22 protein-coding genes are annotated in these 24,335 nt (G+C 54.0%); 9 read left to right on the forward strand and 13 right to left on the reverse strand.

All coding sequences use genetic code 11. From position 1 onward, the window contains the following. Positions 1–84: 84 nt before the first annotated feature. Genes argC through IJT02_06720 form a run of 3 tightly spaced genes read left to right on the forward strand, consistent with a single transcriptional unit; the run spans position 85 to position 3,043 of the window. Entirely contained in the window at positions 85–1,005 is a 921-nt protein-coding gene (gene argC, locus IJT02_06710) for an N-acetyl-gamma-glutamyl-phosphate reductase (GenBank protein MBQ7544618.1), read from the forward strand. A gap of 12 nt (positions 1,006–1,017) precedes the next feature. Continuing rightward, positions 1,018–1,866, forward strand: a complete 849-nt coding sequence (argB, locus tag IJT02_06715; GenBank protein ID MBQ7544619.1) for an acetylglutamate kinase — start codon at positions 1,018–1,020, stop codon at positions 1,864–1,866. A 16-nt stretch (positions 1,867–1,882) separates the two neighbouring features. Beyond that, entirely contained in the window at positions 1,883–3,043 is a 1,161-nt protein-coding gene (locus tag IJT02_06720) for an acetylornithine transaminase (protein MBQ7544620.1), read from the forward strand. Between the two features lie 61 nt (positions 3,044–3,104). Here the strand turns inward: IJT02_06720 and IJT02_06725 are convergent, their stop codons facing one another. The 3 genes from IJT02_06725 to serC all read right to left on the reverse strand — a co-directional run bounded on the left by IJT02_06725 (position 3,105) and on the right by serC (position 6,771). Then, positions 3,105–4,235: a hypothetical protein gene (locus tag IJT02_06725; GenBank protein ID MBQ7544621.1), complete on the reverse strand. Its 1,131-nt coding sequence runs from the start codon at positions 4,233–4,235 to the stop codon at positions 3,105–3,107. 261 nt (positions 4,236–4,496) lie between these two features. After that, positions 4,497–5,693 carry a phosphoglycerate dehydrogenase gene (locus IJT02_06730; protein MBQ7544622.1) on the reverse strand — a complete coding sequence of 399 codons (1,197 nt, stop codon included), beginning with the start codon at positions 5,691–5,693 and terminating at the stop codon, positions 4,497–4,499. Further along, positions 5,686–6,771 carry a 3-phosphoserine/phosphohydroxythreonine transaminase gene (serC, locus tag IJT02_06735; GenBank protein MBQ7544623.1) on the reverse strand — a complete coding sequence of 362 codons (1,086 nt, stop codon included), beginning with the start codon at positions 6,769–6,771 and terminating at the stop codon, positions 5,686–5,688. Before serC ends, IJT02_06730 begins: the two co-directional genes overlap by 8 nt. 89 nt (positions 6,772–6,860) lie before the next feature. Between serC and IJT02_06740 the strand changes: the two genes are divergently transcribed. The 3 genes from IJT02_06740 to IJT02_06750 all read left to right on the forward strand — a co-directional run bounded on the left by IJT02_06740 (position 6,861) and on the right by IJT02_06750 (position 10,312). Beyond that, positions 6,861–7,880, forward strand: coding sequence for a glycosyltransferase family 2 protein (locus tag IJT02_06740; protein MBQ7544624.1), 1,020 nt, complete (start codon positions 6,861–6,863; stop codon positions 7,878–7,880). Between the two features lie 47 nt (positions 7,881–7,927). Next, positions 7,928–9,130 carry a hypothetical protein gene (locus IJT02_06745; protein ID MBQ7544625.1) on the forward strand — a complete coding sequence of 401 codons (1,203 nt, stop codon included), beginning with the start codon at positions 7,928–7,930 and terminating at the stop codon, positions 9,128–9,130. A 72-nt stretch (positions 9,131–9,202) separates the two neighbouring features. After that, the gene (locus IJT02_06750) at positions 9,203–10,312 is read left to right on the forward strand and encodes a glycosyltransferase family 2 protein (protein MBQ7544626.1); all 1,110 of its coding nucleotides are present in this window, start codon (positions 9,203–9,205) and stop codon (positions 10,310–10,312) included. 17 nt (positions 10,313–10,329) lie between these two features. On the opposite strand, the gene IJT02_06755 is transcribed toward IJT02_06750, so the two are convergent. The 10 genes from IJT02_06755 to IJT02_06800 all read right to left on the reverse strand — a co-directional run bounded on the left by IJT02_06755 (position 10,330) and on the right by IJT02_06800 (position 20,035). Continuing rightward, positions 10,330–10,998 (reverse strand): metal-dependent transcriptional regulator, encoded by a 669-nt coding sequence (locus tag IJT02_06755; protein ID MBQ7544627.1) that lies wholly within the window; start codon positions 10,996–10,998, stop codon positions 10,330–10,332. A 44-nt stretch (positions 10,999–11,042) separates the two neighbouring features. Beyond that, positions 11,043–11,747 carry an ABC transporter ATP-binding protein gene (locus IJT02_06760; protein ID MBQ7544628.1) on the reverse strand — a complete coding sequence of 235 codons (705 nt, stop codon included), beginning with the start codon at positions 11,745–11,747 and terminating at the stop codon, positions 11,043–11,045. Positions 11,748–11,750: 3 nt separating this feature from the next. Further along, complete coding sequence (locus IJT02_06765) at positions 11,751–12,959, reverse strand: ABC transporter permease (protein MBQ7544629.1); 1,209 nt, start codon at positions 12,957–12,959, stop codon at positions 11,751–11,753. Beyond that, positions 12,949–14,211 carry an ABC transporter permease gene (locus IJT02_06770; protein MBQ7544630.1) on the reverse strand — a complete coding sequence of 421 codons (1,263 nt, stop codon included), beginning with the start codon at positions 14,209–14,211 and terminating at the stop codon, positions 12,949–12,951. The genes IJT02_06765 and IJT02_06770 overlap by 11 nt, the downstream gene beginning before the upstream one ends. A gap of 4 nt (positions 14,212–14,215) precedes the next feature. Next, the gene (locus tag IJT02_06775; GenBank protein MBQ7544631.1) at positions 14,216–15,385 is read right to left on the reverse strand and encodes a DUF2318 domain-containing protein; all 1,170 of its coding nucleotides are present in this window, start codon (positions 15,383–15,385) and stop codon (positions 14,216–14,218) included. A 115-nt stretch (positions 15,386–15,500) separates the two neighbouring features. After that, the gene (locus IJT02_06780) at positions 15,501–16,088 is read right to left on the reverse strand and encodes an iron transporter (GenBank protein ID MBQ7544632.1); all 588 of its coding nucleotides are present in this window, start codon (positions 16,086–16,088) and stop codon (positions 15,501–15,503) included. Positions 16,089–16,121: 33 nt separating this feature from the next. Beyond that, on the reverse strand, positions 16,122–17,480 hold the full coding sequence (locus IJT02_06785; GenBank protein ID MBQ7544633.1) for an FTR1 family iron permease: 1,359 nt from the start codon (positions 17,478–17,480) through the stop codon (positions 16,122–16,124). A gap of 166 nt (positions 17,481–17,646) precedes the next feature. Beyond that, positions 17,647–18,450, reverse strand: coding sequence for a hypothetical protein (locus IJT02_06790; protein ID MBQ7544634.1), 804 nt, complete (start codon positions 18,448–18,450; stop codon positions 17,647–17,649). Continuing rightward, the gene (locus IJT02_06795; protein MBQ7544635.1) at positions 18,447–19,274 is read right to left on the reverse strand and encodes a Sir2 silent information regulator family NAD-dependent deacetylase; all 828 of its coding nucleotides are present in this window, start codon (positions 19,272–19,274) and stop codon (positions 18,447–18,449) included. Before IJT02_06795 ends, IJT02_06790 begins: the two co-directional genes overlap by 4 nt. Then, positions 19,271–20,035, reverse strand: a complete 765-nt coding sequence (locus IJT02_06800) for a protein-ADP-ribose hydrolase (GenBank protein MBQ7544636.1) — start codon at positions 20,033–20,035, stop codon at positions 19,271–19,273. The genes IJT02_06795 and IJT02_06800 overlap by 4 nt, the downstream gene beginning before the upstream one ends. Positions 20,036–20,099: 64 nt before the next feature. On the opposite strand from IJT02_06800, the gene IJT02_06805 reads away from it, so the two are divergent. The 3 genes from IJT02_06805 to IJT02_06815 form a co-directional block, all read left to right on the forward strand. Beyond that, complete coding sequence (locus tag IJT02_06805; protein ID MBQ7544637.1) at positions 20,100–22,472, forward strand: DNA polymerase I; 2,373 nt, start codon at positions 20,100–20,102, stop codon at positions 22,470–22,472. Between the two features lie 101 nt (positions 22,473–22,573). Beyond that, on the forward strand, positions 22,574–24,100 hold the full coding sequence (locus IJT02_06810) for a SurA N-terminal domain-containing protein (protein MBQ7544638.1): 1,527 nt from the start codon (positions 22,574–22,576) through the stop codon (positions 24,098–24,100). 19 nt (positions 24,101–24,119) lie between these two features. Next, the coding region (locus IJT02_06815) for a hypothetical protein (GenBank protein ID MBQ7544639.1) at positions 24,120–24,335 on the forward strand (216 nt) is incomplete at its 3' end.

Genomic DNA, 24,335 nt, shown 5'->3' on the forward strand with positions numbered 1-24,335 from the left:
ACGAGCCCCCTTGCCTTTGGGTGAGGGGGAATTTTTTTGCTGTTGTATAATACGCAACATTTCAACAATTTACGGAGAAAGCTAATCATGAAGAAAGTATTTATTGACGGTTACGCGGGAACTACAGGCCTCAAGATCTATGAGAGGTTATCTTCTCGCAGGGACATCCAGCTTCTCACGCTCACTGAGGAGACGCGCAAGGACATCAGCGCGCGCCGCGATGCACTGAACACTGCGGACATAGCGTTCTTGTGCCTGCCGGACGATGCCGCGAAAGAGTCGGTGTCCCTCGTCGAGAACCCCAGCACTGCCATCATCGACACATCGACGGCTCACAGGGTGAATCCTTCGTGGGTGTACGGCCTCCCTGAGCTCAAGGGACAGCGTGAGAAGATTGCGGCCTCGAAGAGAATCGCGAATCCGGGCTGTCATGCTACGGGGTTCATCGTGCTCGTCGCTCCTCTGGTTCAGGCGGGGATAATCGGTGAAGATGCTCTGCTGTCGTGCTTCTCATTGACGGGTTACAGCGGCGGCGGCAAGAAGATGATTGCGCAGTACGAGGGCGAAGGCAGAGACGCGCTGCTTGACGCGCCGAGACAGTACGGCATTACGCAGAAGCACAAGCACCTTCCCGAGATGGCGGGAGTCTGCGGACTGAAGAACGCGCCGGTGTTCTGCCCGATAGTTGCGGATTACTTTGCGGGAATGGAAGTTACCGTGCCTCTGCACAATGTGAGCCTCAAGAGCCTTAAGGACTGCTACAGGGAATATTACGGCGCAGGGGTTGTGCGTTTCACGGAAGAGGATGCGTTCAGCGAAGGAGGGTTCATGTCGGCGGGGGCTTTTGCCGGGCGCGATGATCTCGAGATTACGGTGCAGGGCAACGACGAGCGCGCGCTTCTGGTTTCGCGTTTCGACAATCTCGGCAAAGGAGCATCAGGAGCGGCGATACAGAACATGAACATTCTGCTCGGCATTGACGAGACGGCCGGGCTGAACGTGTAAGGAGGAAAGTTTATGAAGGCAACAGAGAGAGCGGAGATTCTTGTACAGGCACTGCCATATATCAGGAAGTACACAGGCAAAATCGTAGTCATCAAGTACGGCGGAAACGCTATGACCTCAGAAACCCTCAAGCAGCAGGTCATGGAAGACATCGTGCTGTTAAGGCTGGTAGGTGTTAATGTCGTCCTCGTTCACGGCGGCGGCCCGGAAATCAACGACCTCATGAAGAGGCTCGGGAAAGTCCCTGAGTTCGTCGACGGCCTCAGAGTTACGGACAAAGAAACCGTAGACATCGTGCAGATGGTTCTAGCGGGGAAGGTCAACAAATCGCTGGTGAGCCTCCTCGAGACCAAAGGCGGGCGCGCTGTCGGCCTCTCGGGAATTGATGACAAACTCATTGAGGCAAAGTTCAAGGATTCGCGGCTCGGCTTCGTTGGCGAGATAACGAAGGTCAACCCCGAGTGCGTCTATGACCTCCTCGCGAAAAACTACATTCCTGTCATCTCCACCATAGCCTGCGGGGAGAACGGCGAAATCTTCAACATCAACGGCGACACTGCAGCGGCGTACATTGCGGGAGCACTCAGAGCCGAACGCCTGATAATGATGACCGACATTGCAGGGATTCTCAGAGACCCTAGCGACCTCGCGACACTCATCCCTGAAATCACGGTCGCAGAGGCAAAGAAGCTCCGTGAAGACGGCGTAATCTCCGGCGGAATGATTCCTAAGGCCGAATGCTGCATCAAGGCAATCACTGAGGGCGTGAACAAAGTTATAATTATGGACGGCAGAGTTCCTCACTCGATCCTGATAGAGTTGCTGACGGACGAGGGAGCTGGCACGATGTTTCTTGCGTAAAGGAGAGAGAGTTAGCATGAACATTCAGGAGCTTGACAGAGAATACGTAGCAGGAACGTACGCGCGTTTCCCTGTAACGATTGTAGGGGGCAAAGGCTCAGTAGTTACGGACATTGACGGGAAAGACTACATAGACATGACATCGGGAATAGCGGTAAATTCCTTTGGTGCATGTGATGATGTCTGGTACAAGGCAATCTGTGAACAGGCGGCCAAGATTCAGCACATGTCCAACCTGTTCTACACAGAACCCTGCGCGAAACTGGCACACATGCTCTGCGAACGTACGGGCATGAAGAAAGTCTTTTTCTCGAACAGCGGGGCAGAGGCCAATGAATGCGCGGTCAAGGTTGCGAGGAAGTATGCCGCCGACACTAAGGGTGCAGACTACTACACCGTGATAACCCTGAAGAACAGTTTTCACGGACGCACAATCACGATGCTTTCAGCGACCGGCCAAGACCATTATCATGAACTGTTCCGGCCGCTCACGCCGGGCTTCGTTCACGCAGAGGCTGACAACTTCGAGTACTTGAGGGTTCTTGCTGATGCGCACAAGACTGCGGCGATAATGATCGAGTGCGTTCAGGGGGAAGGCGGAGTCGTCGCGCTGAGCCAAGACTACGTGAAGAAGGTTGCGGAGTTCGCGCGCGAGAACGACATCGTGTTAATCGTCGACGAAGTTCAGACGGGCAACGGCAGAAGCGGACAGCTATACAGCTACATGAACTACGGGATAACTCCCGACATAGTCTCGACGGCGAAAGGACTCGCGGGCGGCCTTCCTCTGGGAGCTACACTCTTGAGCGAGAAGGTCAAGGACACGCTGAAGCCCGGAGATCACGGCTCGACGTTCGGCGGGAATCCTGTTGCGTGTGCCGGAGGAGTGAGCATTCTCGGGCGTATTGATGACGCACTGCTTGCGGGAGTGCGGGAGAAGAGCGCGTACCTGTTCAGCACGTTCACTGGAGCACCGGGCATTGAGGCTGTTACGGGAATGGGGCTGATGATGGGGCTGAAGACCACGAAGCCCGCGAAGGATGTCGTGAATGCGTGTATCGCTGAGGGTGTGTTGTGCCTGACTGCGAAGGACAGGGTGAGGCTGCTTCCTGCGCTGAACATTCCTGATGAGCTGTTGAAGAGAGCGGCGGAAGTCATCAAGAAGTGCTGTGCGTAAAGAGTGAAGAGAGAAGAAATCCCCCTGCCCTTGATGAGCGGGGGGATTATTGTCTGCGCGGTTACTGTGAACGCTTGAGGACTGCAAGAGCTGCGAGCAGAAGAACGCAGAAGCCTGCGTTGCACCCGCCGCCTCCGCCGCCGCCGGAAGCTCCTTCACCGTTCGTATCGTCTGTCGGCGTGTCGTCTGTTGGCGTGTCGTCCGTCGGCGTGTCGTCTGTTGGCGTGTCGTCCGTCGGCGTGTCATCCGTCGGGGTGTCGTCTGTCGGGGTGTCATCCGTCGGGGTGTCATCTGTCGGAGCATCGGGAGCAGGGTCGGAAGGGCTGGCTTCAGTGTTGTCTGCTACTTCGCCCATCGCGCCGGTTCTTCTGCCGTATATTGCCCCTGAATAGTCGGTATTGCCTCCGAGAGTTACGCGAGAATAGTTGCCCGTTACCTTATCCAGCAAATTGTTGTCATATAAGTTGCCGATAATTCCTCCCTCAGCCGCAACATTGCTGGAATTGCTGCCCGCTCTGCTGTTTATTGAAGCCCCAACTCTCGTGGATGCCTTTGACCCGGCCTTGCAGTCGATTACGCTTGCCGGACCTCTTGTCAGGTCTCCAACAATCCCGCCTGCATATGCTGACGCTATCGTGCCGCTTGTACTGGCTATAACAGTACCGTCAAAGCAGCAGTTCTCGATACTTCCTTCCCAGAGTATTGCCGCTATTCCTCCCGAACGTACTACGGTGTGGATAGTCGACAGACCGAGCGATACGCTGCCGGACACAGACAGATTCTTTACGGTTCCGTCGTTTATATACCCGAACAGCCCGGCATACGTCTGGCTTCCTGAGGGCGACGAAATGTTCATCGTTATAGTGTGTCCGTTCCCGTCAAAGTTCCCGGTGAAAAGATGACTTCTCGCGCCTGACGTGCCGATCTTGCCTATGGGATCCCAATCTTCATAATCCGACAGGTCAATGTCTGACATCAGCTTGTAATACGCTTCAGACTGAAGAGCATCAGCACGCCCGGAATTGACTTCATCCCTCATTCTTACCAGAGACGACACAGAACTTATTTCCCACGCGTGATCCTCATCGTAGCCTTCCGTTTCGTACCCTGTCGCACCGTACTCGAGAGCAAACGCACTTGAGCACACCACAGCCAGCGCAAGAGCCAGCACAACAACAAAAACTTTCTTCATGAAAATACCTCCTGAGAATATGAAGTTAGAGGTTACGAGGACAAAATCATAAATACACATGACAGCCCCCGCCTGCCTTATGGTATAATGAACAGCACAAGACAAGGAAGACAAGAGGACACCGCCTCTCGCCATGTGTTAGAAAAGATCTTTGAGCGGATTAATTATAGCACACCTTGCCTATTTTCTTGTTTGCTTTCACGCCTGTATCTGCACATAAATAAAGCCTCCTCCTGTTCACCCGGAAGAGGCTTCTTTCTTCTACCAGCCCTGACTTCGTTCCTTCACCCTTCTCACTCTCAGCACTCCGTCAATCTCGCGCAGTCTCTCCGTCGTGTCGTCCGGCATCTTGTGCGAAATGTCCAGCAGTGTGTATGCATAAGCCCCCCGCGCCTTGTTGAGCAGGTTCTCGATGTTGAGGCTGTTGCTACCGAAGAATGACGTTATCTGCGAAAGCATGTTCGGGATGTTGCGGTGAAGTATCACCACCCTAGCTTCTGCCCCGCACGTCCCCGCGTTGATCTCCGGGAAGTTCACGCTGTTGGTGATGTTGCCGTTGTCGAGGTAGTCCTGCAGCTGCTGGGCCGCCATAACCGCGCAGTTGTCCTCCGCCTCCTCAGTTGACGCACCAAGATGCGGGAGAACTATCGCGTTCGGCAGGGACGCACTTACCGCGTTCGGGAAGTCCGAGACGTAGCGGGAAACTTGGCCACTCGTCAAGGCATCACGTAGTGATTCCTCGTCAACAAGGACATCACGCGCAAAGTTCAGAATCTTGATGCCGCGCTTCATCTTCGTGATTGCTTCGGCGTTAATCATGTGCTTTGTCGAGTCCATCGCAGGCACGTGAATCGTAATGTAGTCGCTGGCCGCGTAAACCTCGTCGGGAGAGTCGGCATGTTTCACCATCGGGCTGAGCATCCACGCGGACTTCACGGACAGATACGGGTCATAGCCGAGAACGTTCATTCCCAGAGACACGGCGGCATTAGCGACACGTACGCCGATTGCGCCGAGCCCGATAACTCCGAGCGTCTTTCCCTGAATCTCGTGCCCCGCAAAATTCTTCTTCGCCTTCTCCGCACTCTTGGCCAAGCCCGAATCTCCCGCGTTGTCCTTCACCCACGAGATCCCCTCGCAGATTCCACGCGACGCAAGCAGCAATCCCGCGATAACGAGTTCTTTCACCGAGTTAGCGTTAGCTCCTGGAGTGTTGAAGACCACTATACCGGCCTCCGAGCACCTGTCTATTGGAATGTTGTTCACCCCTGCACCTGCGCGCGCAATCGCCCTCAATCCGCCGGGAAAATCCATAGCATGCATGTCCGCACTCCTCACGAGGATTCCCGCCGCCTCGTTCACATCCTGCGTAACTTCGTAGCCCTCGCGGAACTGTTCAAGCCCTACGGATGCTATGTTGTTCAGGCAATAAATCTTTCTGTGTTTGGGTTCAAGCATGATGTCTCCTCTCGAAATCAGCCATGAACTCAACAAGTGCCCTCACGCCCTCGATAGGCATTGCGTTATACAGCGAGGCTCTCATTCCTCCGACCGAACGATGCCCCTTGACGTTGCGGAGGCCAGCCTTCTCGGCTTCGGCGCAAAACTCAGCATCAAGCTCCTTGTTCCCCGTGATGAAGGGTACGTTCATCAACGAGCGATCCTTCTTCTCAACCGTACCCCTGAAGAGGTGCGAGCCGTCAAGGTAATCGTAGAGGAGCTTAGCCTTCTGCTCGTTGAGCTTCTTCATGGCCTCAGTGCCTCCGAGTCTCAGCAGCCACTTGAACACCAAACCGCACACGTAAATGTTGAAGCACGGAGGAGTGTTGAACAGCGACTTGTTGTCGGCGTGAGTCTTGTACTTCATCATTGTCGGGGTGAACGGCAGAACGTCATCACGGATCAAGTCCTCGCGGATAATCACGATTGCGACACCGGCCGGGCCTACGTTCTTCTGAACTCCTCCCATGATTACGCCGTACCTGCTGACATCGAGGGGCTCGCTCAGGAACATTGAGGATATGTCGGCGACAAGAGTCCTGCCCTTAGTGTTAGGGAGCGTGCGTATTGTCGTGCCGTGAACCGTCTCGTTCTGGCAGATATACACGTAATCAGCATCGGGCGAAATGTTCAGGTCTGAGAGGTCAGGAACGTATGAGTAATTCTTGTCCCCCGAGTCAGCAACGACGTTGACAGTCCCGAAAATTCTTGCCTCTGCCGCTGCCTTCTTGCTCCACTGCCCCGTAACAACGTAATCTGCTACGCGGTTAATCATGAGGTTCATGGGTATCATCGCAAACTGCGTATAGCCCCCGCCCTGCAGGAACAGTACCTTGTAGTTCTCGGGAATGTTCATCAGCGTGCGGAGGTCTGCTTCTGCGGTGAACAGAATCTCCTCGAAGTCCTTTGACCTGTGGCTCATCTCCATAACGGACATTCCTGATGTGCCGTACTCTAACAGTTCGGCTTGTGCTGTGCGCAAAACTTCTTCAGGCAAGACAGCAGGCCCTGCGCTGAAGTTGAATACTCTGCTCAAATTTATATGCCTCCTTTGACATGTTCTGTATTATAATTCAACCCTATCGTTACCCCAAATTTATGTGAATTGAGGTTGACACAACAATAATGAACGCGTATACTGCTCCAGACCAGACCAGACCAGACCATTCTTGCGCTCTAATATCGGTTATCGTTCCTGTCTATAACGTAGAAGCATACCTTTCACGCTGCCTTGACAGCATACTAGCCCAGACCTACACGAACCTCGAGATAATCCTCATTGACGACGGCTCTACGGACAACAGCGGCAGAATCTGCGACGAATACGCAGGCAAGGACTCCCGCATACGTGTTATCCATCAGGAGAATCAGGGACTGGCAGAAGTCCGCAACATCGGAGTACGCGAGGCTAAAGGCGAGTACATTCAGTTTGTGGATTCCGATGACTGGATTGACGCAGAGACAATAGAGACATGCCACAGGATGTCGAAGGAATACGGCGCGGATATAGTGAGGTTCGGGGGAGTAAGGGAGTTCGAGGACGGCCACCAGAAGCACAATCTCGGCAGAGAACATGAGCCGTTAGTCATGCCCGTCAGAGAAGCCCTGAGCCTGTACTTTTTCGACGACTATGTTGGCACAAGCTCGTGCACAAAACTCTTCAAGGCCGGGCTTTTCGAGGGTGTAACTTTTCCCAAAGGCAGAGTCTCAGAGGACACCTACGCACTCTGCAAGGTCATCGCGCGGGCGGAGAAGTTTCTGGTCATAAGCAATGAGTTCTACCACTACTTCACGCGCAACGGTTCGCTGAGCCGTTCTCCTTTTTCGGCTCACAGTTATGATGTACAGTATGTTTCTCTCCATGCCTATGAGTTCATCACGTCCGCCTGCAAGCTCACTCCGTACGAACACATGAACCTGCTCGTAGGGCTGTGTGTCCATCTGCTGCACGTGGCAAACAAAATGGCTCGGGCGGGCAAGGTCGACAAAGAATACACCTCCGAGCTCAGGGGGATGATAAAGCCGCTTGGTGTTCTCAGGTGCAGGCACATCAACACAACAAAGAAGGCACAGCTCGTAATCTTCAAGCTGAGTCCCAAGCTGTACGCTTTCATCTACAAGCACCTGAAGCCTGTCAGTGAGTAACAGTGTATAATTGCGGGGAAAAATTTTTCACGCACGAGGTTTCACTAATGACCGCCAAACTGTATTACGAAGACTTATACGCCCGCGAGTTCGACGCTGAGGTAGTCTCCCAGTCCGAGCACGAGGGCAGGTATCACGTCATCCTGAATCAGACGCTGTTCTACCCTTCAGGCGGAGGACAGCCCTGCGACTTGGGGACGATTGACGGAATAGATGTGCTAGATGTTCACGAAGAAGGACAGGAGATAGTTCACGTTCTGGCTTCACGGCTTGAAGGCTCACACGTTCACGGAGTGCTGAACTGGGAGCGGAGGTTTGAGCTCATGCAGCAGCACTTAGGCGAGCATCTCTTGGCCGGTTACTTGTGGACGCTTCACCAAATTCACACGGACAGGATGAGGATTGAGGGCGACAACGTCTCAATAGACACGGACAAACCCATAGCCCTTGAAGCAATCCTTGAAGCCGAAGCCGAAGCCAACCGCGCAGTGTGGAGGGATATTCCCGTCGAAGTGATTTACCCGTCGATGGACGAGATACAGGAACGCGCGCGCAAACTTCCTCCCGAGAATGCGGAACTCCCCATCAGAATCGTCAAGGTTGAGGGTGCGGACTACGTGCCTTGCTGCGGTCTGCACGTGAGCTCAACGGGCCAAGTGGGGCTCGTGAAGGTTACGACTGTCGAGAACCACAAGGGCGGCTCGAGAATATACCTTCGGTGCGGAAGTGCGGCGTACAGGTGGCTTGATGATGTTTACCGCGAACTTCGGAAGGCAGAGGCAGAGCTGGTCTGCGGGTACGACGGAATAAACGAGAAGATAGCCGTTCTCAAAGGACAGATACGCGACCTCAAAGCACAGAATGAATCTACAGTAGAACGTTTCCTGAGGCCTGTTGCTGAAAGTTTGGCGGCTGAAGGTGAGGCGTTCGGCGGGTACAAGCTCGTGAGGCACGTGATGAAGAACTCGGGGCAGGACGACGTGAAGCATCTGTTCAGGCTTCTGACGGCCAAGAAGGACGTTGTTGCACTGCTGGCGGGCGTGAACGCTGAAGGAGTATTCCTGACGTTCGGGACGCACAAGGAGAACAAGGGCGTTGATGTTCGGGGAGCATTCAGGAAGGCGATGGAGCTTCTGGACGGTCGCGGCGGAGGAAGCCCCGTGTGTGCTCAGGGCTGGGGGAAGAAGAGTGAGGCTCTGGAGGAAGCACTTGATGCCGCAGTCTCAGAGCTGAAAAATAGCGTGAAATGAGGTTGACAAAATGAATAATAACACAATTATAATAGAGCACAGAGCACAGAGCACAGAGCACAGAGCCAGCCTATTGTCTCGTTTTGTATCCCTGTCTACAACAACGCAGAGGCCGCGCGTAAACTAGTTGAGGGGCTTCTTGTTTCGGAGGATTCACGGTTCGAGGTAGTGGCCGTCGATGACGCTTCAACCGACAACACACAGGAACTCCTCTCACAGATTCACGACCCGCGCTTCAGGTACGTACGCAATGATAAAAATCTGGGGGCTCAGAAGAACTGGCTGAACTCACTGGAACTTGGCCGCGGCGAATGGCTTTACCTCGTGATGGGGCGCGATAAATTGCTGGGTGGTAATATTACAAGGCTTATAGCTCTTCTCGACTGTTCCCGCGAGCACAACATTGCCTTCTTCAAGGACTCTAAGCTCCGTATCGGTAGCATAAGGGTTTACAATGGGATTGACGCTATGATTCGGTTTATAGGCTGGTCTCACCCTACAGGCAGCATCTTCAACAGAGAACTTTTCACGGCAATTCCTGAGCGTGCAAGATATTACGAGTCTGCTGACGTTTACCCCGAGAATTATGTTATACGGGACTTATTGCTGAAAGGCAACGGAGCAGTCATAGTCAGTGGCATAATCACGGGCGAGCACCTTGTAGACTTTCTCAAGGTCAAATCCACAGTATTTCCTGCCGAAAAATTGTACAGTGCATTCTTTGCACCTAAGAGGCTGATTAAGCGTTCACTGGATGAGTTCACGGACATGATAGATATGGAAGCTGCCGGGACGTTCAGCCGTACGGAGAGGGATAAATATTTCGGGAGTAAGTTCTGTTCGATGCTTGAGGATGTCTCGTACAGATGGAGATATTGGTGTGCGAACCCTGAACTTATGGCACATTACGGGCACAGCACACGGAAAATTACGTTTAGTGAGATGCTGAAGAATATACTTACAGCGTACAGATCCGCCAAAGCTCACCTCATTGAGAGGGGAACGTACACGCGCAGAAGAGAGCAGATGATGCGCATCAGAGCTGCCTATATGGCGATGAAGACTGTGATTAAAGTTGCCATTTATGACCCGGCCAAGATGTGCGCAAAGTCAATCCTCAAGCCTCTCGGAATCTGGGGGTTACTGCAACATCTGAAACGGCTGCTAAAATCCCCCGCATAACTTCACGGGGGCTGTCTCTACTGCCTCGAGGGCTGCTGAATCCAAATCGTGGCCGCCTGATTGAGGGGGAGTTCATGTATCTTCTTGCCGATTCTGCACGTGAACTTCTCCTCCTCAACGCTCACCAGCTCAACCTCAGCACCCGCCGTAAAACCCTTCTCGATGAGCTTCTTCCTCAGAGGTTCGTCCGCCGTCAGCCTCAGTATTGCCCCCTCAGAGCCCGGCTCACACAAGGTCAGCGGCACAGGCATCAAGAGTATGGGCTTCTCGATTGCGAGGAACACTTCATCAACCCACGGCTGATGTTCCGCCCGAGCCTTCCTGAAGAACTCCAGCAGTGCATAAAGCCTGTCTTCAGTTACAGAGTCTATGTAGTGCTCCATCGAACACGCCATCTCCGACGAATGGTCTCTGTCCAGCCCCAGCATCTCGTGGAAGAATGCCCTGAACCCTTCGTGCCTGTGGAACACCGTCATTCCCTGCCTCCGGCCCGCTTCGGTAAGGTGAAGAGTTCCGTAGCGTTCGTGCGTAACAAGCTCAAGCTCAGCCATCTTCTGGATCGTTGATGTTACTGTGCCCTTCGTTATCTTCAGCCGGTCGGCCAAGTTCGTAACTGTTACCTTCCTGCCGGTGCTCTCAAGCAGGAACAGTTCTTCAAGGTAGTCTTCTATTCTGGGGCTTAACATAAATATTCACCTCTTGTTATTGTTTGTGCTGCCTAAATTATAACTCACCTGCCCTTCAATCTCAGTGCTTCCCCGAATGTCGCCGACTGGTCAACATCGTCAACAATCCTGCCGTGTTCGAGCACTATCTTTCTCTGCGCAACATCCCCCACTTCCGGGTCATGCGTTACGATGATTATCGTTACCCCTTCGTCATGGAGACGGCGGAAAATGTCCACTACGATGCCTTCATTCTCCTCGTCGAGGTTGCCGGTTGGTTCGTCGCCCAGAAGAATGCGCGGTGAGTTGATGAGTGCGCGGGCAATGCACACCCTCTGCTGTTCGCCGCCCGAAAGCTGGGCAGGAAGGTGGTGCGCCCTGTCCGCAAGCCCTACCTTAGCGAGTGCTTCCATCGCTTCGTCCTCGTCGGGCATACTGTGATAGTACTGCGCAACCATGACGTTTTCGACGGCAGTAAGATAGCTTATCAGGTGGAACTGCTGGAAGATTAACCCTATCTTGTCGCGCCGTATACGCGTGAGGCTCGCGGCGTTCTCTTTGCTGATGTCCGCTCCGTCAAGAATCACGCTCCCGACTGACGGAGTGTCCATGCACCCGATAATGTTAATCATTGTGGTCTTGCCAGAGCCGGAGGGGCCCATTACCGACAGCCAGTCTCCGGCATTCACGCTCAAATTTATATCCGCCAGAGCCTTCAAGTTCCCGTAAATCTTCGAAACGTTATGAAGCTCCAAAATCGTTGATGACATTCTCTATTCTCCCTTCAGGACTATTGCAGGATGTATATCCATAACTTTGCGCACAGGAATTATTGACGCAAGAACAGTGATTGCGATGAAGACGGCTATAGTTGCTGGGATAAGTGCCCACTGGAAGTTTATTGCACGCCCGAAAACGTTAAGGCTGACTCTCTGCGCGAACTCGAAACCGAGATACACTCCCAGTGCTCCGCCGATGAACCCTAACAGCACTCCCTCACCGAGCAGCTCGCTCATCACCAGCCTGTTCTCCGCACCGAGTGCCTTCTTGAGAGCAATCTCTCTTCTGCGTTCGGCAACCATCGCCATCATCGTTGTGTAGACTGAAATCATCGTGATTATCAGCACAACGACAGTAACCAGAAGCACGAGTGCCTGAAGTTTTCCGAGCACGATGTCCTGCGACTGCGTGAGCCTTCTGACTGCGCGGGGCATCAGTGAAGGTATTTCACGCTCAATCCTTGATGACAAATCAGATAGCTCGTTTGCGTCAGCCACAACACTGCATTCAATCACGTCTGCCCTGAACGTGTCGCCTATAAGTTCGTCGAGCATGTCAGCATCCGCAAAGATGAAGCCTTCCTCCGCACCGCCCGTCGTAACAATTCCGCACACGGTCAAAGTCTTGTGGAAGTTCTGAGCCGCAAGGTCTCTCTGCTGGTTCTCTTCGGCGGACAAGTCCTGTCGTGAGGCTTCGGCTTGCTGTCCGTACATTACGCCCTGAACCATGAACGAGTCTCCGAGCTTCAGGCCGAGCGTCTCCGCAATCTCGTGCCCGACCATTACGCTGGAAGTGTCCTCGCGGTTTCCCCAGCGTCCTTCGACGTACCAGAAGGGGCTGTTCTTCTCCGCTTGTTCGAGGTCTGTACCGGCGATGATGAAGGGCTGTTCGTTGATCTTCACAGTCTGGTAGCGGTAAGGTGCCATTCCGACGATTCGTCCTTCTCCCAGAAGCCCGCGCAGTCTCCCTAAAGTTTCGCGCGTAATCTTGGCCTCGCCGCGCGGCAGAACAATAAGGTTTGCGCCGTAAGACCTGAACTCGCGCCCTAACTGTTCGGGAATGTCGTAGTATATCGTTACGAGGCCTGAAAGTATCGTAGCTCCGATAGCTATTGCGAGAACTGCAATGATTAAGCGTGATGCCCGCCGGATGAGGGAGCTTGATACCATGCGCATATACATTCTGAAGCGTTTATTTCCCATGAAGTACCTCCGTAGGTTTGAGAGCAGTCAAGTAACGGATTGCGGGCACGCTCCCCAGCAGGGTAACGAAGAACAGAATCACCGCGACAATCAGGATGACCATTCTTGCAATCTCGATATACGAGCCGAAAACCGTCTGTCCTATAATCTGCGCAAATCCTATCCCCAAGAAGTACCCCAGCACTCCGCCGAAAAGTCCCGTAATCATCACTTCAAGCAGAACGAGCAGAACTATCTGCCAATTGTACGCACCCAGAGCCTTAAGGAGTCCGAGTTCTTGGCTTCGTTCGATTACGCTTGCGGTTATGAGGTTGGAGATTGCGAGTGCAGAACCTATCGAGCTAAGAATAGTGATGAGCACCATCAATAACGTTGTCTTGTTGAGGATAGTACCTTCTGATTCCGCAACCTGACGCACGGGCTTGGCCACGCCGTCGCGGATTACCTCCTGAATCTGGTGGCATATCGCGCTGACGTACGCAGTGCAGTACCACGTCTCGTATTCGTCGGGAGAGAGGCTGTGAGGATCTTGCGCCGCCTTCCGTGCAAGGTCGTTATCCGGCGTTGTGAGGGCTGATACCTCGATTGTCGAGACCCTGCCCCGAAGGTTCATGATGTCCTGAACTGCTGGAAGCGTCATCAAGATTTTGCTGTCGTCATTTCCGCCGTCGTTGAAGATGCCTTTGACGGTGAAGGGCTTTCCGCTGAGGGTAACTGTGTCGCCGACATGAAGGCTGTGTATATCCGCAAACAGCTTGCCGAGCATCACAGAGGCATCATCATTCTCGCTGAGCCATTCACCGCTGACTTCCCACCATGTGCGCAGAGCCTTGAAGCCCGTATGAAGCTCCTCGCCCGTCGGAAGAATGGTGTTTTTCTCCGGCCAAGTACCTATCAGCTGTACGTCTTCGCCGTTGAGTCGTGCAGTGCCCTCGAGCATCGGAGCAAAGTCCAGAATGTTGAAGCCCCAGAATATACTCTTGAGCTTCAGCACGTCTTCTTCATGAAGGAACTTGTCGCTGACTCCCTGCCCTGTGAGGCCGTAAAGGTCATTCATCAGTGCCGCGTCCTTGTGGCGTACGGTGATATTCGCGCCGTAGACCTTAAGCTCGCGGTTGACCTTGTCGCCCACGCCTAACATAACATTCATCATTGCTGTTGAGAGCGATACCCCCAGAATTACGGTGAAGGCTATCATTAACATCTTGCCCTTCTGCCGTATGAGGGTCTTGGTTATCATTCTCCAGAACATTTTTTCACTTGAACCTCGTTTCGTGCTGCTCTAACTCTTTCACGTCAATGTATATCTTTCCGCCCCGTATCTCGTACTCGAACGGTACGGGGTTGCATCCTCCCTTGAAGCCTATTGTGTTCTTGTTCATGACCACGTCGCACCGGCGGCAGATTACTTCCTCATCCCCTCGCTCGTAGTAGCCCGCAATCCCGCAGATGTCGCACGCGTCCAGCCCCACGCCGTAAGCAGTGCCCGCAGGCTTCTTGACGACAAGGAATCTCACGTCGTACTTGTTCGGCGTAACGTAGGAGAACTTGTGCAGGTGTCCGTCAGAAACTTTGTCGAGAGCGATAGAGATTATTCCGTCCTCAATGTCGTAAGGTTCGGGCTGAATCTCTGCGGGAGGTTTTGTGTCGTACCAGTGCAGGACAATCACAATGAACACCGCCAGTGCTCCGAAGACCGCCAAACTCCACGACCAGCGTCGGCAGTCCCTGAGACGGGCTTTCTCTTTGCGGAGAAGCGCACGGTTCGGGAACGTACCTTCAGGATGCCGGTGCGTAACAATCACGAACGCCAGCAACACCAGCGCGAGTCCCAGCTGTGCGAACAGAAACGCATTCGGGTTAGCATCGCGCCAAATCATTACGTCGAACACCGACACCCCGAAGAGGGCATCAGTGGTTTTGAGGACACGCAGTCTCTGCAGAGCCGCAACACCGCCAGCAAGATACTCACAGGCGAACACAGCCAGAGACGCGGCCAAGAACGCACGGCCATTCACGCAGTTGTGAACCTCGTACGTTCCGAGCACAAGCAGCAGGCACACAACCAGCCCGAGCATGAACCCCAGAGCGCGGAGCATTGCGTTTGTGCTTATTCCTGCTTCGCCGAAATACACGAACTCCCTCGTGTACTGCAGGACAGGCGGCACAAGATACATCAGCGACGTGAATACCATCACTGAGACTATCAGCCCGTTCACGCGCCTGAACTTCACCGACAGTAACGCCAGCACAGCCATACACGCAATCGTAACGACGAGCCGTCTGTTGAAGCGCATCAGCATTAAGTTCATGCCTTTCGGGTCATAGAGCCTTACGCCGAAGACACAAGCCCCTGCCACAACGCCCAGAACCGCGAGAATGACCGTGTACTTCTTGCGCGAAGAGCTGAAAATTATTCCGAGCATTACCGAGAACGCGGCCAAGTGGTCAGTAACCGCAACAAGATACTTAAGAATGACTCATCCCTCCAATACAAAAACGGGAAGCCCGAAAGCCTCCCGCACGATATAGCAGAATCCCTTAGTCGTTCTGCAGCTGTTCTGCCGTGTAGTTCCAGTCGAATATCACAGTGTGCGTCTTGAAGAACTCTTTTGCGGCCTCTTTCGCGGGTACGCCTGTCTCATCGTCGATGTGAAGCAGATAATCAGTCGGAGGCTCGATGATGAACTTCAGCTTGTACGGTCCTACAGGGAGACCCTTTGCGATGTTCGCGCCGTAGTGGGGGCCGTCGTCCGCGTTCATGGGCATGAATGAGCCGTCCATTACTACAGTGCCGTCAATCTTGGAGATTTCGTACTTCACTGTGAGGTATGCCGGCCAGATGTCTTCGCCGTTGCCGAAACCGTACTTGATTGCGTCTTCAGGCTTCAGGTGAATATCTGCCTCAAGGTGCATGTCTGACTCCTCGCGTGAAAGCCCCTTGCCTGTCGGGTACATGTCTACTGCCTGGAAGTACACTGCCGCTACGTTGTACGGGCCGACCTGAGTTTCGCCGATGGGGATTTCCTCGAAGCCAGCCTCGCCGGGCTTCATCGACACGGGCGCGGGTGCCGCAAACGCAACACTTGCGGCTGCCACAAGCATTAATGCTAACACTAACTTCTTCATGAATGTTTCCTCCTTTATGTTCTACCCCGAAACTTACTTCTCGGGGGTACTGCCCTTTTTCCTGAACAGGTGCGGAATTGTTATCCATGCCGCCGCTATCACAAGCATTATCTGTGGAATGAGTGTCTCCGCCCTGTCGTAGATGCTCAGTATCTCGATGCTGAAGCCCTTCATCGAGGGTATCACTGTGCGTCCTGTGATTACGTCGGCTTCTGTGAGCTCAACGACTCCCTTCCCCATGAACGATATGCACATCAGGAAAAGCAGGATGCTCGTGAACAGGAAGAACGCCCTCAGCGGAAGCCTCACGCTGAAATACCTGAAGCACACCCACACAATCACCAGCACGAGGATTCCTGCGCCGATGCCGTAAGCAATGTATGTAGGGTTGCTCATTCCGCCGGTGAAGGCCGCAGAGTAGAACAGGATTAATTCTGCACCTTCCCTCATTACCGCGATGAAGGCCGCAAAAATTAACGTCCACTGTGATTTACTGTCGATTGACTGCTGAACCTTTCCGCTGATGTACTGCTCCCACGCAATGTTATCTGCCTTCGACAGCATCCAGTTGCTGACGTAGAACAGCACCGCAACAGCAAGGAACATCGTCCAGCCCTCCAACAGCTCACGTGCAACGCCGCTCTGTTCTCCCATGAGTGCTTCAAGTGCCCACGCGAGGAGAATGCTTGCGCCGATTGCCGCGAACGAACCGAGATATACTCCCTTCAACATGTTCTTGTTGCCGGTCTTGATGAGGTATGCCACGATTGCCGCGATTACGAGGATGGCTTCAAGCCCCTCACGCACCAGAAGCCCGAACGCTGTAACGAACGTCAGCCAGTCGCGGTTCACGGGAGCTTTCGGCGTTGACGGAGCAGACGCTGGCTCGGAGGGTGTCTCGCTGACTGCGGGAGCTTCCTGCTGTGCCGGGACAGAAGCCAGAACCGGGCGCGGAACTTGCGTATCTGTGTAGATTGCTTGTCCGACGCTGTCAGGGTCAGAGACTTCGGCCATTCCGTCGAGAACCATCGAGTCCTTGTACACCTTAATTTTCAAGTCCTCTATCTGCTGAAGAAGGCTGTCCTTCTCCTTCTGCTGGTTGCCGAGCAAAACATGTTTGATGTCTCTGAACTGTGCCTCGATGTGGTTCACCCGCGCCGCAGAAATCGCATACATTACTGTTCGTTCTACGCCTTGAACTTCGTAGTATTTGAAGTACGCATCATTGACGTGGTTATATGCGTCTTGGTACTTGTCGTCCTTAACGTCCTGAATCGCCGCGTTGAACTCCAACGCCATATCTGCCGCAACTCCGCGCCAGTCGTCATAATGCTTCTTCTTGCGCGCGGCTTCGGATTCGTTCGCTGAGGCAAAAATCAGGGCAAGTATCATTACCGTGAGCAGTGTACAACAAACACAGCCCCATCTACGTCTGAACAATCGGGGTCAGTCTCCTTCTGTATGTGCAAAATTGTGTAAGTCAAACTTTATCGCGTGATGGGGGAATTGTACCAGTTGTGATTTTGCGGGTCAAGTTTTTGTTACACTCCGCAAACTTTCAGAGCACTATATGTGTTATGCCCTCGATGAAGATTGTGGAGTGAGCACGGAAATTCAGCATGTCCTGTTCTGCCGGAAAGAATGAGGAAGAGAAGCCTGCAAGCGCGAACATTCTAGCGAGCCTGTGATTTCTGATGCGGGGGCGGATTATTCCGGGACAGTCAGTCTCGATTCGCGGAGGTGAAGAGAGTACCGCTATGTTGATGTGAGTGTCGAGGCAGTAATCAGCACGGAGCAGTGCAGAGGCCAGAGCATCACGCACGTTGTCGGCGGACTTGGCCGAGAGCCTGCGGGTCAGGCGGGGGAGAATCACGGTCATTGTGTCCCAGATGTTATGCTGCTCAATCTCTGCGCGAATGTCCTTGTGCCTGAGCTCCGCCTTCACCGTCAACGCTTCACCGAACATCAGCGCACCGGCAAACGTTACGTGCGTTCCAGACATTATGCCCGTCCTCCTCATGAACTCCATGCGCGCAAACTGTCTCAGCCCGGCGTTCCGGCCAAGCACAACGCGGCGGAAAGCCTCAACACTTTCGCTGTCTAGCCGCGAGTCCTCTGCCGGAAAGTCATCGCCCGAACGCAACGCCATCACTGACCGTGCCCGCTTGTTGGAGAGTACGTTCTGCCCCTCAATGCGACGGTAGACCTTGCCGCCGAGAACCTGCACAGTCTCTGAGGTAGCAACGCTGATTTTCCGTCCGCCCTCGAGCGTGATGATGCCCCCCGAAGAGTTCGCCATAGCGTTGATGCATTCGGGGAGCTTGTGGAGTTCATCAGCAGCAAGGTACTGTGTGTCCGTCAAAGCAGCTTTTCTACGACGTTGCCGATGTCGTCATCAATGCAGATCGAGCGGTCAGAGATTCCTGCGCGTTCAGGGACGTATGCCTCGCCGAGATTTATGCAGGCGTAAACAGCTTGCGGGTTGTAGCGCGTCATCTTCCAGAACGGAAATTTGATGATGCTAGGAGTGTTCATCCCAGTACCCAGATCCAGAAACAGCGTCCTTCTCTCATCACATGCATCGAGGAAATCAATGAATCTTCTCGCGGCTTTGTGCCAGCCCTCGTCCTCGACGAATGAGTCATCACTCCGCAGGTTCATCGTCATCGGCCGCCCGCACACGGGGCAGTGAGGAATTAGCTCCGACGGAACGCGCATGTCCTTCTGCTGTGAGAACATCGCCCGTATGGTCTGCTCGTTGTCGTAAGTCTTTTTGTGGCACGGAAGCGAGCACTGGAACAGTCCGTAATCCCCCTGCGTGTAGAACAGCCTCGCTTTATCGAAGCCAGCCCTCTGGAAGCAGTGGTCTACGTTCGTGGTGATGACGAAATAATTTTTGCCGTAAACGAGCCTCAACAAGTCAGAATATACCGGCTTGGGAATGTCCGTGTACCTGTTGATGAAGATGTACCTGCTCCAGTACGCCCAGAACTCTTCCGGCGAAGAGTACGGGTAAAACCCTCCCGAGTACATGTCCGTGAAGCCGTATTTCTCCTCGAAGTCCGCAAAGTATTTCGTGAAGCGTTCGCCGGTGTACGTGTAGCCCGCCGATGTCGACAGCCCTGAGCCTGCACCTACAATAATCACTTCTGCATCAGCAAGTGCCTTCCTCAATCTCTCAATCATTGTGATAACTCCTTTCTGTAAAGCTCGAGGTCATAGTCCTTGAAGACGTTGAAGATTACCCGTCTGACGGAAACAGATTTGCGCAGAAACTCTCTGACTGTCTTAACGGCGATGCTTGCTGCCTTGTCGTTCGGGAAGTGAAATTCTCCCGTCGAGATACAGCAGAAAGCTATGCTGTGAAGCCCCTCACGTTCCGCGAGCTCGAGGCACGACCTGTAGCAGCTCTCGAGGTCTCTGCAGTTCTGCTCCGTAAGTTCCCCGTGAACCACCGGCCCGACTGTGTGGATGACGTGCTTTGCCGGGAGGTTGTAGCCCAGCGTAATCTTGGCCGAACCTGTGGGTTCTTCGTGCCCCTGCGCGGTCATGAGGCTGTGGCACTCATCGCGGAGCTGCAGCCCGGCCGCAGAGTGTATCGCGTTGTCAATGCACCTGTGGCACGGAATGAAGCAGCCCATCATCAGGCTGTTGGCGGCATTCACGATTGCGTCAGCCTTGAGGCGCGTGATGTCCCCTTGCCAAAGCGATATTCCCTCCTCAACCTCAGGCAAAGCCTCCGCGTCAACGACACCTTTAGCGTCTCGTTCCGCCGAGAGAACTTCATCCTGTAACTTCAGGAACTCAGGGGACAGCGGCAGAGGAGGCCGGACGTTCATCAGCGAACGCAGAAGTATTCGCGGATCAGGGAAGTTCCGGGCTTCTTTGCGGTATTCGGGCATGTCTTCAAGCAGAAAATCTATCAGCCTGCTTATCCTGTCATTCATAACTGCACCTCACGGAAATTTTTGCGCATATTATAATTTACCTGTACATTCCCCATCGCAAGAGGTGATTAACATTAAGACATTCCTTATTGTCGACGGACACAGCCTCGCGCACCGTGCCTTTCACGCCGTCAATGTGAAGCTGACTGCTCCTGACGGAACTCCGACGGCAATGATCGTGGGGTTCATGAACATGCTGTTTCGTGTACAGGACGAGCTCCGGCCTGACTGCACGGTGATTGCTTTTGACGCATCGGGCAAGGAAGGAGTCCGAGCATTCCGCTATGACCTTCAGGCGGACTACAAGGGAGGGCGGAATCCTCTGCCTGATGACCTGAGGATACAGATTCCGCTTCTTCAGGAGCTTCTGGGGCACATGGGCTTCAGGGTAATAGTGTGCGATGGCGTTGAAGCAGATGACGTTGTCGCGTCGGTTGCACGCCGGGCACAGAAGAACGCTGATGAAGCCGTAATGCTCACGTCGGACAAGGATCTGTTCCAGGTGCTGGATTATGGCATACGGATGATGCGACCCGTAAGGAACGGAATCTCCGGTGCAGAGACTTATGACGCAGAAAAGTTCACGGAGGAGTTCGGTTTTTCTCCGTCGTCAATGCCGGACTACCTCGCGCTGATTGGTGATACTTCCGACAACATCAAGGGTGTTAAGGGCATCGGCAAGCAGACCGCCGGAAAACTCCTCGCCTCTTACCCCACTATAGAGGCTCTGTTTGCCTCTCTCGACGAACTGCCGAAATCCGTCCGCACAAAGCTCGAAGCTGCTGACCGCGATAAAGTTATCTGGACGCGCGACAAGATGATTCGCCTTCGTGATGACATCTTCGACGGAGATAAAGGCTTCCTCGACGACTGCCTGAACTTTCCCGCAGACATCCCCTCAGCCGAGAACCTCGCGATAACTCTCGGCCTGTCGCGAATCCTCGAACGCATCGGCAGCATCAAGCGTCCCACGCCGCAAATCCACACCGCTGCCGCAGGCTTTGTCCCGCCAGAAGCAGGGACGCTCATTGACGACTACAAGACTGCGCTGAAGCACGGCGTTGACGTTCCTTCGGACGTGTGGGATCTGCGCACAGCGTACTACCTTCTTCATCCCGACGAAACAGGAAACAAGTTCCCAGAGATTGCCGCGTACATCAAGAGCACGGACAAGCCCGGACAGACACTCGCTGAGACTGCCGGAAAACTTCAGGCGGAGATAGAGGAGCATGAGGGCTTGAAGGATGTCATGAACACGATAGACCTTCCGCTTATCCCTATACTCGACAGGATGGAGAGGCACGGCGTTAGGTTGTCGCCCGGGCACTTCGAGGCACTGAGGGCAGAGCTTGAGGGCAAGATTCTGCAGATTGAGGCAGACCTTGTCCGGGAAACTGGAGCGCGAATAAACATGAACTCTCCGCAGCAGGTGTCGTGGCTTCTGTTCGAGCACTTGGGCTTCACGCCTTCCGCCAAGACAAAGAGCGGCTCGCCCAGCGTGGATGCCGCAGTCCTCACCGAGCTGGCCAAGAAAGAGAACGCCACAGCACCGCGACTTCTCCTCGAGTACCGCGAACTGTCGAAGATGCTGACAGGCTTTGTCGTTCCGCTGATGAAGGCAGGGGGCGAAGACTGCATCATTCACACGACGTTCGAGCCTGCGATAACCGGGACGGGACGGCTCAGCTCCAGAGACCCTAACCTGCAGAACATTCCGGCTTTCGGCGAATGGGCGGCCAAGATAAAGGCGGGACTTCTTCCTGTTGAGGAGGGGAATATCTTTGTGGCAGCAGACTACTCGCAGATAGAGCTTCGGGTGTTCGCGCACTTGTCGGGTGAAGGCAGGCTGCTCGAGGCTTTCAGCAGGGGGCGGGACATTCACGCGGAGACGGCATCGTGGGTGTTCGGAGTGCTGCCGGAACTCGTTACGCCAGAGCTCAGGCGGACAGCAAAGATGATAAACTTCGGGCTTCTCTACGGAATGACGGAGTTCGGACTTGCTGACAGGCTCGGAGTTTCCCGTGCTGAGGCTAAGGACATAATGAGCAGGTACTTTGCTGCCCTGCCGGGACTGAGGGACTACCTTAGGGAGGCAGTCAGTACGGCGAAGGAACGCGGTTTCACGAGGACGCTTGCCGGTAGGATAAGGCCGGTAAAGGAGATTCCTGCGCGGGGGCTTGCACTTGACCGTGCGCTGATAAATTCTCCGATTCAGGGTACGGCGGCGGACGTGGCACGGCGTGCGATGATTGCGGTTGAGAGTGCGGCGGCAGGAAAGATGTTCCTTCAGGTTCACGACTCGATAGTCTGCGAGTGCAGGGAAGACGAGGCTGACGGTGTGTCGGAGATGCTCCGTGAGGTGATGAAGGGAGCGGGGGGAGAGATAAGCAGTCTGGAAGTAGAGATGAAGCGCGGGAAATCGCTAGCGGATGTGTGAAATTAGCGGGTTTATGCTAAAATTTGAATCGTACAAATTACTGAATACCAAATTTTCCAGAGAGAGGGTTTTACTGAATCATGAATTTTCTGCGCAAACAAATGAAGTGGGTAATGGCCATTATCGTAGTGGCATTTCTTCTGTCGACGTTCCTCATGTACGAGGGCAGAACCACGAGGCGCACGCCTGGCCGCAATCCTGACGGCTCAATGAGTGATTACGAGGTAGCCAGCATCAACGGACGTTCACTGATGCGTTCGGAGCTTGAGCGCAGGCTGGGCGAGTACCTGAGCAACTACAGCACGCGCAGTGTTGAGAGCGTTGACATGCCTGCGATCTATCAGGCTGTGCTTGACCAGGCGATACTCGAATCACAGCTGGCCAAAGAGGTGGAGGAGAAGGGAATACGCGTCTCCGATGCGGATGCTGACCGTGCAATGAAGGAGTACGCGGACAGGCATTACCCCACGCGCGAGATGTTCTATCAGGTGCTTGCGAACAGCGGGATAAAGCTGGATGACTATAAGCGTTCACTTGCGCGCCAGATGGCGGTAGAGCGTGTAGTGGGCGATGCTATCGGCGAGGTAGTTATCAGCGAGGACGAGGCAGTACAGTTCTACGAGATCATGAAGAACGTCAGGTACGGCAGGCCTGAGGGCTACAACCTGCAGGTTGCGAACTTCAAGACCAGCGATGACGCAGACTTCTTCCGCAGCAAGCTCTTGGCCGGTGAGAAGTGGGCTGACGTGGTCTCCAGCGATGCGCTTGCTTCGCGCGATGTCATCAACATCAGCACTAGCCCGATATTCCTTCCTGTTACGTCGTTCATGTTCGGGCGGCTGAGCGAGGTAGCTTCGCTTGACGTGGGAGTTCCCAGCGAAGTAATGGAGATGAGCAGCGAGGACTACGCTGTAGTTCTGAAGGACGAGCACGTTGACGCGGAGACGAAGCCTTATGACGAGGTCAGCGACGACGTACGCGCGACGCTCACACAGCAGGAAGAGAGCAGGAGGATCACTGACTACCAGAATGCCCTCCTCAAGAGTGCGCAGGTTGTGATTAACGACACGGAGCTGTTTGCTCGCCAGGTAGTGAGTGAGGATAATGCACCGGCGGTTGAGGATGTTATTCCCGAGCTCTCGCAGGCGTTGACGAGTGCAGAACCCGAAGCACCGGCAGTCGTTGAAGAGACAGAGACACCGGCCGTTGTTGAGGAAGAGAAGCAGGAAGCAGAAGCACCGGCCGTTGTTGAGGAAGCCAAGCTGGAAGAAGCCGAAGCTCCGGCCACAGAGACACCGGCAGTAGTCGAGGCAGAGAAGCAGGAAGCAGAAACTCTCGCTGTTGTTGAGGAAGCCAAGCCCGCAGAGGTAGAAGCTCCGGAAGTCGTTGAGGAAGAGAAGCCCGCAGAGGCAGAAGCCCCAGCAGTTGTTGAGGAAGAGAAGCCCGCAGAGGCAGAAGCCCCAGCAGTTGTTGAGGAAGTCAAGCCAGCAGAGGAAGAGAAACCCGCTGTTGAGGAAACAGCAACGCCCGAAGCTCCGACGGCAGAGGAAGTCCCGGCAGAAGCACCTGCAGAGCCGGAAACAGCAGAAGCACCTGCAGTAACCAGCCCGGACAAGCCAGAGGAATAATCAGCAAGAAGGTATTTATATGGCAGTAAACGCACCACAGCGCACAGATATTCACAAGATATTAATCATCGGGAGCGGCCCAATCGTCATCGGCCAAGCCTGCGAGTTCGACTACTCAGGGACTCAAGCCTGCAAAGCCCTGCGCTCCTTAGGCTACGAGATAGTGCTAGTGAACTCCAACCCCGCCACAATCATGACTGACCCGGAAATGGCGGACATCACATATATTGAGCCG

This window comes from Synergistaceae bacterium (assembly GCA_017450125.1).
Lineage (GTDB): Bacteria > Synergistota > Synergistia > Synergistales > Aminobacteriaceae > JAFUXM01.